General features: G+C 66.6%; 9 protein-coding genes. 2 read left to right on the plus strand and 7 right to left on the minus strand.

The window, feature by feature from the left end:
* Positions 1–35: 35 nt before the first annotated feature.
* The 5 genes from pyrR to ACNQQL_RS17520 form a co-directional block, all read right to left on the minus strand.
* Complete coding sequence (gene pyrR / locus ACNQQL_RS17500) at positions 36–551, minus strand: bifunctional pyr operon transcriptional regulator/uracil phosphoribosyltransferase PyrR (protein WP_072436191.1); 516 nt, start codon at positions 549–551, stop codon at positions 36–38.
* The gene (ruvX, locus tag ACNQQL_RS17505; protein ID WP_027788201.1) at positions 538–987 is read right to left on the minus strand and encodes a Holliday junction resolvase RuvX; all 450 of its coding nucleotides are present in this window, start codon (positions 985–987) and stop codon (positions 538–540) included. Before ruvX ends, pyrR begins: the two co-directional genes overlap by 14 nt.
* Positions 984–1,562: a YqgE/AlgH family protein gene (locus tag ACNQQL_RS17510; RefSeq protein ID WP_006491354.1), complete on the minus strand. Its 579-nt coding sequence runs from the start codon at positions 1,560–1,562 to the stop codon at positions 984–986. The genes ruvX and ACNQQL_RS17510 overlap by 4 nt, the downstream gene beginning before the upstream one ends.
* Positions 1,563–1,744: 182 nt before the next feature.
* Positions 1,745–3,046 carry a hypothetical protein gene (locus ACNQQL_RS17515; protein WP_347064890.1) on the minus strand — a complete coding sequence of 434 codons (1,302 nt, stop codon included), beginning with the start codon at positions 3,044–3,046 and terminating at the stop codon, positions 1,745–1,747.
* 104 nt (positions 3,047–3,150) lie between these two features.
* Positions 3,151–3,321: a rubredoxin gene (locus tag ACNQQL_RS17520; RefSeq protein ID WP_004186709.1), complete on the minus strand. Its 171-nt coding sequence runs from the start codon at positions 3,319–3,321 to the stop codon at positions 3,151–3,153.
* Between the two features lie 255 nt (positions 3,322–3,576).
* Between ACNQQL_RS17520 and ACNQQL_RS17525 the strand changes: the two genes are divergently transcribed.
* Positions 3,577–4,443, plus strand: coding sequence for a hydroxymethylpyrimidine/phosphomethylpyrimidine kinase (locus ACNQQL_RS17525; RefSeq protein ID WP_310144063.1), 867 nt, complete (start codon positions 3,577–3,579; stop codon positions 4,441–4,443).
* A gap of 145 nt (positions 4,444–4,588) precedes the next feature.
* On the opposite strand, the gene groL is transcribed toward ACNQQL_RS17525, so the two are convergent.
* Together groL and ACNQQL_RS17535 are read right to left on the minus strand one after the other, a co-directional pair.
* On the minus strand, positions 4,589–6,229 hold the full coding sequence (groL, locus tag ACNQQL_RS17530) for a chaperonin GroEL (protein ID WP_031402778.1): 1,641 nt from the start codon (positions 6,227–6,229) through the stop codon (positions 4,589–4,591).
* A 46-nt stretch (positions 6,230–6,275) separates the two neighbouring features.
* The gene (locus ACNQQL_RS17535) at positions 6,276–6,569 is read right to left on the minus strand and encodes a co-chaperone GroES (protein ID WP_026044985.1); all 294 of its coding nucleotides are present in this window, start codon (positions 6,567–6,569) and stop codon (positions 6,276–6,278) included.
* A 792-nt stretch (positions 6,570–7,361) separates the two neighbouring features.
* Between ACNQQL_RS17535 and ACNQQL_RS17540 the strand changes: the two genes are divergently transcribed.
* Positions 7,362–7,970, plus strand: a complete 609-nt coding sequence (locus ACNQQL_RS17540) for an acyl-homoserine-lactone synthase (protein ID WP_131949441.1) — start codon at positions 7,362–7,364, stop codon at positions 7,968–7,970.

Raw genomic sequence — 7,970 nt, forward strand, 5'->3', positions numbered from 1 at the left:
AAACCAGCGGCCCGGGATACGGTTTCGCGTGTCGTTCAGGCGCCGTGCGCCTCGACGCGCAGCGTGAACTGCGCGGCATCGTCGCGCGCGAGCACGAGCGTCGCGCCGGCCGGCACATCGAGCGCGCCGCCCGCGAAGCGCGCGGCGACCGGCAGCTCGCGGCCGCCGCGGTCGGCGAGCACCGCGAGCTCGACCGCCGCCGGACGGCCGTAGTCGAACAGCTCGTTGAGCGCCGCGCGCACGGTGCGCCCGGTGTACAGCACGTCGTCGACGAGCACGATGCGCGCGCCGTTGACATCGAACGGCAGCGACGTCGGGCTGGCCTGGCTGTGCAGCCCCTTCTTCGCGTAGTCGTCGCGATGCAGCGCGACGTTCACGACGCCGAACGCCGGCGCGCCGAGATCGCGCGCGAGGCGCTCGGCGAGCCACGCGCCGCCGCTGTAGATGCCGGCGAGCCGCGGGCCGCCCGGTTCGGCGAAAGCCGTGCCGTATGCGGCGCGGATCTGGTCGAGCAGGACGCGGTAAAGCGCCTCGGCGTCAATGGTGCTCATGGTCGGACAATTGATCGAGATACTGTTGAAGGATGACGCGCGCGGCCTCGGCATCGAGCATCTCGGCGCGTGCGCGGCCGCGCACGTTGCGCTCGCGTAGCCCGGCCTCGGCCTCGACCGACGAATAGCGCTCGTCGACCCACGTGACGGGCAGCCCGAAGCGGCCGTTCAGCTGGTTGCCGAAGCGCTTGGCCTGCTGCGTCATGTCGTGCGGCGTGCCGTCCGGATGCATCGGCAGGCCGACGACGAGCGCGTCCGGCCGCCATTCTGCCAGCAGGTCGCCGACCGCCTTGAAGCGGTGTTCGCGGTTCAGGTTCTGGATCACGACGAGCGCGCGGGCCGAGCGCGTCAGCGCATTGCCGATCGCGACCCCGATTCGCTTTTCGCCGTAGTCGAACGCCAGGAGCGTCGCATCGCGCGCGCTCGCGCCACTCATGCGTGCCCTGCTTCGCCGGACAGCATCGACGAGCTGACGCCGAGCAGGCCGAGCGCGGCTTCGAAGCGCTCCTCGGCCGGCGTGTCGAACACGATGCGCGGATCGGCGGCGACCGTCAGCCAGCCGTTGCGGGAAATTTCTTCCTCGAGCTGCCCTGCGCCCCAGCCTGCATGGCCGAGCGTCAGCAGGAAGCGCTTCGGGCCGGTGCCCGTCGCGACCGCCTCGAGCACGTCCTTCGACGTCGTCATCTCCAGCCCACCGTCGACGGACATCGACGAGTTGTAGCTCGCGCCCTCGACCGGCTCGTGCAGCACGAAGCCGCGCTCGGTCTGGACCGGGCCGCCGAAGTACACGGGGATGTGCAGCAGCGGCTCGATGTCGAGCTTCAGGTCGATGCGGTTGAACAGCGATTCGAGGTCGATGTCGGTTGGACGGTTGATGACGAGGCCGAGCGCACCGCGCTCGCTGTGATCGCAAAGGTAGACCACCGTTCCCGAGAACGTCGGATCGGCCATGTTCGGCATGGCGATCAGGAACTGGTTGGTGAGGTTGATGCGATCGGAAGGCTTTGACATGGTTTGAATTTTAGCAAAGACGCCGCGGCCTGACCGGGCCGCGATCAACAAGCAACGCCGCGCCGCGCTGGCAACGGCGCGCGCGGATCACACGGCACTCTAACACGCGCGCGGGCACTGTCGGCAGCGTGTTGCGGGCCCGTGCGGCAAGGGTCGCCACCGCGTGTCCGTCCCCTTGTTCGTCAGGTCCGGCCGAGCGCCGTGCCGAGCGCTTCGGACGCCGCGGTCAGGTCCGGCGGCGCGACGCCGGCCGCGATCTTCAGCAGCGCCGCGCGCAACATGTCGGACGCGTGACCGTGCGCGTCGAGGCCGCCGCCGGCGAGCGGTACGCCGTGCGCGGCACGGCGCCACGCGAGGCCGAGCGTGTCGGCCAGCAGCGCCGCGTGGCCGAGCCCGAGCGCGCACGCGGCCGTACCGACCCGGTAGGCGGCGCCGGACGCGCGCCACGCGGCACTCGTGTCGGCCGCGGCCGGATCGGCCGCGAGGTCGGCCATCGACGCATCGGCGGTCTGCAGGAAATCCTCATACGCATGTGCATTGACGGTCACGACGCCGAGCGCGCGGGTCGGTGCGACGGCGACCGCATCGTGCTCGGCCCGCGCGGCATCGGCCTCCCACAACGCTTCGGACGCCGGCGTGCCGGCGACGTGCCAGTCGACCGTCAGCCCGTAGTCGTGCAGTACGTCGACGAGCGCAACGTCCTCGGCCGCGGCGCCGAACAGCGCGAAATCGCGCCACAGCAGCGCAACCGTCTCGCGCACGAATTCGGGCGGCGCGCTGCGCAGGCCCTGCACCTGCTCGCCGAGCAGCAGGTTCGTCCGCGCGAGAAAGCGCTTCAGTTCGGGCGCGCCGCTCCCGCGCAGCGCGCGCAGGCACGCAGCCGCGAGCCGCCAGAAATCGTACGGTGTGTCGTCGGCCAGCGCCGCCTGCATCGCATCGAGTTCGTCGAGCGCCGCGTCGGGCGCGGCGTGCTGCGCCCGCAGTACGCCGAGCAGCGCCTGCTCGTAGCGGGCGCGTATCCGGGTCGCGAACGCATCCGGCAGCGCGCGCAGCGTGGCCGGCGGCACCGCGCGGCCGACGAGCGCAAGCGCGTCGAGCGGCGCGCTTGCGCGCAGGTCGGCGGCGCTTTGCGCACGCAATGCACGGAAATGCTCGAAAAGAACCGGCGAGCAGGCGAGCTCGCGCAGGTTGTGGCGCCCGACGGCCGCGCTGAAATCGCGCAGCGCGGCACGCCAGCCGGCCGAAGTCGGCTCGACGGCGACGAGCGGCACAGCGGCCGACAATTGCCCGGCGAAACGCGCGGCCGGCAGCCAGCCGGCTTCCGCCAGCACGGCCGCGGCAGCGGACAGCGGCGCGGCCGCGTCGTCGCGACGCTCGAATGCGTCGGCGGCCGCCGCAAGCCACGCGTCGGCCGCGCGCACGGCCCCGCCGCGCGGGTTGGGCAGTGCGTCAGGGAGGGGAAGGTTCGCCGGATCGGACGTCATGGACACGCGCGCCTGTCATCGTCAAGCCGCTCGCGCGAACCTCGGCGCGCGAGCGCCGGGCCAATGCGAGGCCGGAGCGGGGTGTCCGTGGGCTGAAGGTCCGGTCAGATCTGGACCATCTCGAAGTCTTCCTTGCGGGCGCCGCATTCGGGACACGTCCAGTTGATCGGGACGTCTTCCCAGCGCGTGCCCGGGGCAATGCCCTCTTCCGGCAGCCCGGCTTCTTCGTCGTAAATCCAGCCACAAATCAGGCACATCCAGCTCTTGTATTCCATCTTAAGCCGCGTCGGGAAAGTCGGTAAATTCGGGAGCCATGATGGTACCGTGTCGGGGCCGGACTGCCTAGCAATCGCGCTGGAGTCCGGCGACTACGTTGCGCTGCGCTAAAAAATCCGTCGTGCGGGCCGGATTCCGCCGCATAATGGCTGAAAAGTGCGGCCTGCCGGGCAACACAGGGCCGAAAAAGCCCATTTCGCCTCGCCGTCCGCATCTCCGTCGCTTTTCCCGTTTTTCTCTTGCCCCATTTTTACATGTCCAGCAACGCCCCTCCGATCGTCCTCACCTTCGGCCTGTCCGATCCCACCGGCGGCTCCGGCATTCAAGCCGATCTGATGACCTTGGCGAGCATGGGCTGTCACGGCGTGTCCGTCCTGACGGGCTACACCGTGCGCGACTCGGCCGCCTGCGACGAAGTGACCGGCCTCGACCCCGACGTCGTCGCCGCCCAGGCGCGCATGCTGCTCGAGGACATGCCGGTCGCCGCGTTCAAGATCGGCGCGGCGACGCGCGCGGAAGTCGTCAGCGCGATCGCCGAGGTCGTCGCCGACTACGACGGCGTGCCGCTCGTGCTCGCGCCGGACTTCACGCTCGACGACGAGCACGTGCTCGCGGCCGACGACCTGCGCGAATCGATCGCCGACCTGCTGGCGCCGCAGACGACGCTGCTGGTCGCCGACTACGCGACGCTGATCGCGCTCGCGCAGCCGGACGGCGACGCCGAGGCGCCGAATCTCGACGCGGCCGTGTCGCATCTGCTGTCGCAAGGCTGCGAGTACATCCTGTCGTCCGAAACGGGCTCGCACCGGCTCGTCAACACGCTGTACGGCGAGGAAGGCCAGCTCCGCGAAGACATGTGGGATCGCTCGCCGCACCGGCTGATGGGCATCACCGATACGCTCGGCGCGGCCATCGCGGCGCTGCTCGCGAACGGCCAGGAGCCGCCCGAGGCAGTCCGCGAGGCGCAGGAGTACCTGTACCAGGCCGTGCGCGACGCGTTCCGGCCCGGCATGGGCGCATACCTGCCCGACCGGTTCTTCTGGGCGCGCAGCAACGACGATGCGGACACGCCGCCGGCCACGAAGGTCGAACCGGTGCCGAGGACGTCGCACCGGCATTGAAACGCGCGCGGCGGGCGTGAACGCCGGCCGGCGCGCGCACGCGAATCCGGCGCGCAAACAAAAAAAGACCCGCATCGCTGCGGGTCTTTTCTTTTGGCTGGAACGCGCATCGCTGCGCGTTCCCGACACCATCGACCGAAGTCGATTACATGTCCATGCCCATGCCGCCCATGCCGCCCGGCATGCCGCCCGGCATCGGTGCATCTTCCTTCGGCAGTTCTGCAACGGCTGCGTCCGTCGTCAGCAGCAGGCCTGCAACCGAAGCTGCGTTCTGCAGTGCGGTGCGCGTGACCTTGGTCGGGTCGACGACGCCGGCTTCGACCATGTCGACGTACTCGCCCGTCGCTGCGTTGTAGCCGTAGTTGCCCTTGCCTGCAGCAACTGCCGCCACCACGACGCTGGCTTCTTCGCCGCCATTCGTGACGATCTGGCGCAGCGGCTCTTCCATTGCGCGCAGCACGATCTTGATGCCGGCGTTCTGGTCGGCGTTCAGGCCGGTCAGGCCTGCGATCGCGGTGCGAGCGCGGATCAGCGCGACGCCGCCGCCTGCCACGATGCCTTCTTCCACAGCCGCGCGCGTTGCGTGCAGTGCGTCTTCGACACGTGCCTTCTTTTCCTTCATTTCGACTTCGGTCGCAGCACCGACCTTGATCACTGCTACGCCGCCGGCCAACTTGGCCACGCGCTCTTGCAGCTTTTCACGGTCGTAGTCCGACGTCGCTTCCTCGATTTGCGCGCGCACTTGCTTCACGCGTGCTTCGATGTTCACGGCTTCGCCTGCGCCGTCGATGATCGTCGTGTTTTCCTTGCCCACTTCGATGCGCTTCGCCTGGCCCAGTTCTGCCAGCGTTGCCTTCTCGAGCGTCAGGCCGGTTTCTTCCGCGACGACCTGACCGCCGGTCAGGATCGCGATGTCTTCCAGCATCGCCTTGCGACGATCGCCGAAGCCCGGCGCCTTGACCGCGACGGTCTTCAGGATGCCGCGGATGTTGTTGACGACCAGCGTTGCGAGCGCTTCGCCTTCGACGTCTTCAGCGATGATCAGCAGCGGACGGCCAGCCTTCGCGACTTGCTCGAGCACCGGCAGCAGATCGCGGATGTTCGACACCTTCTTGTCGTGCAGCAGCACGAACGGGTTGTCGAGGACGGCGACTTGCTTGTCCGGGTTGTTGATGAAGTACGGCGACAGGTAGCCGCGGTCGAATTGCATGCCTTCGACGACGTCGAGTTCGTCGGCCAGCGACTTGCCGTCTTCGACGGTGATCACGCCTTCCTTGCCGACCTTGTCCATCGCTTCAGCGATGCGGTCGCCGATCGACGAATCGCTGTTCGCCGAGATCGAGCCGACCTGTGCGATTTCCTTGTTCGTCGTGCACGGCTTGCTGATCTTCTTCAGCTCTTCGACAGCCGCTGCGACTGCCTTGTCGATGCCGCGCTTCAGGTCCATCGGGTTCATGCCCGATGCGACGTACTTCATGCCTTCGCGAACGATCGATTGCGCGAGGACGGTTGCCGTCGTCGTGCCGTCGCCTGCGTTGTCGCTGGTCTTGGAAGCGACTTCCTTGACCATTTGCGCGCCCATGTTCTGGAGCTTGTCCTTCAGCTCGATTTCCTTCGCAACCGACACACCGTCCTTGGTGACCGTCGGGCCGCCGAAGCTGCGCTCGAGCACGACGTTGCGGCCCTTCGGACCCAGCGTGACCTTGACTGCGTTGGCGAGAATGTTCACGCCTTCGACCATCTTCGAACGGGCGGAATCGCCGAATACGACGTCTTTAGCTGCCATCTTCTAACTCCTTGAATTCTTGGGAATATGTACCGTCGAAGGACGCTTAGTTAGCGTTGACCACGGCCATGATGTCTTCTTCGCGCATGACCAGCAGTTCCTGGCCGTCGACCTTCACGGTCTGGCCTGCGTACTTGCCGAACAGGACGCGATCGCCGACCTTCACGTCGAGCGCGATCGGGGCGCCCTTGTCGTCACGCTTGCCCGGGCCGACCGCGAGGATCTCGCCTTGATCCGGCTTTTCAGCAGCGGCTTCGGGGATGACGATGCCCGAGGCGGTCTTGGTTTCTTGATCCAGACGCTTGACGATCACGCGATCGTGCAAAGGACGAAGGTTCATATTCACTCCTCTCTTGACTGAGATTGAAGAACGCTTGGGGAATCTGCCCGGCGGATCGCCCGGCAGAGAATTGTTAGCACTCTCGTGCAGCGAGTGCTAATTATATGGACGGGTTTTGACAAATTCAAGAAGGGAAACCGGAGGAATTTTTTGAACTGTCGAGATTCAGCCAACTTGGAACTTCGTCCACTTAAGTTTGAATTCGGCAACGCGCCGAACGCCCCAACGAGCAGACTTTTTGCATATAAAACAATGATCTACGATGAGGCTGCGGCTTCAGCCCGATCCTTCATCGACAGCGATCGCGCGACGCCCTAGCGCCAGTCCAGCCTTGCCGCACGCTTCCACGCCCCATCTGGGGAATTCCCTTATGTCTCAAGCTCGTTTTTTCGAAGGGGTCAAATCATTTTGAATCTTCCGCCTCGCCGACGAGGCAATTGAAAGCCGTGGCGATGCACCGATTGAAGCTGGAGGCGCGTGACTGTAGCAACAGGCTCCCTGAAGCCGTTACCAACGAGTCAACCGCCGCTCTGCAAACATTCACTCCCCCAGTCTGGAGCAGCTCCTCAATCCTCGGAGTTGTACGGGCTGCTTGCGGCCGACCGCTACCTGACGCGGCGTCTCTCTTCGACCCATTGCTGTCACTCGCGCTCCATCCATCAAGGTCCGCTGTGCGGCGATTGAACCGCGCCGGGAATCGTGGAGGCCGGTTGGTTTAAGTTAATGCAGGCAAGTCAGCGGCATTTCTGAGTTGCCTGTAGTAGTTTGCCTCAGCCTCAGCGGGCGGGATATATGCGGACCTTCGTTCACGAAGAAGGGCGGTTACCACACGAACTTGCAGCGGATCTCGGGCGCTACCGGCGCCGCGTGTTCGTCGAACAACTCGGTTGGGAGCTCCCGTCGGCGAACGAAAGCTTCGAGCGCGACCAGTTCGATCGCGACGATACCGTGTACGTGTTCGCGCGAAATGCCGGCGGCGACGTGTGCGGATGTGCGCGCCTGCTGCCCACGACGCGCCCGTATCTGCTGCAGTCGCTGTTCGCCGACCTGATCGCCGCAGACATGCCGCTGCCGCAATCGGCGGCCGTCTGGGAGCTGTCCAGGTTCGCGGCGACCGACGACGAAGGCGGGTCGGGCAATGCCGAGTGGGCCGTGCGGCCGATGCTCGCGGCCGTGGTCGAATGCGCGGCGCAGCTCGGCGCGCGGCAGCTGATCGGCGTGACGTTCGCGAGCATGGAGCGGCTGTTCCGCCGGATCGGCATACACGCGCACCGCGCAGGCCCGCCGAAGCAGGTGGACGGACGTCTGGTGGTCGCATGCTGGATCGATATTGATCCGCAAACGTTTGCGGCATTAGGAATCAAGCCGGGGCAGGCAGCCCGGCAAGCCATCGCCGCCTGA

The organism is Burkholderia sp. LFS061 (assembly GCF_047978125.1).
Taxonomy (GTDB): domain Bacteria; phylum Pseudomonadota; class Gammaproteobacteria; order Burkholderiales; family Burkholderiaceae; genus Burkholderia; species Burkholderia pyrrocinia_C.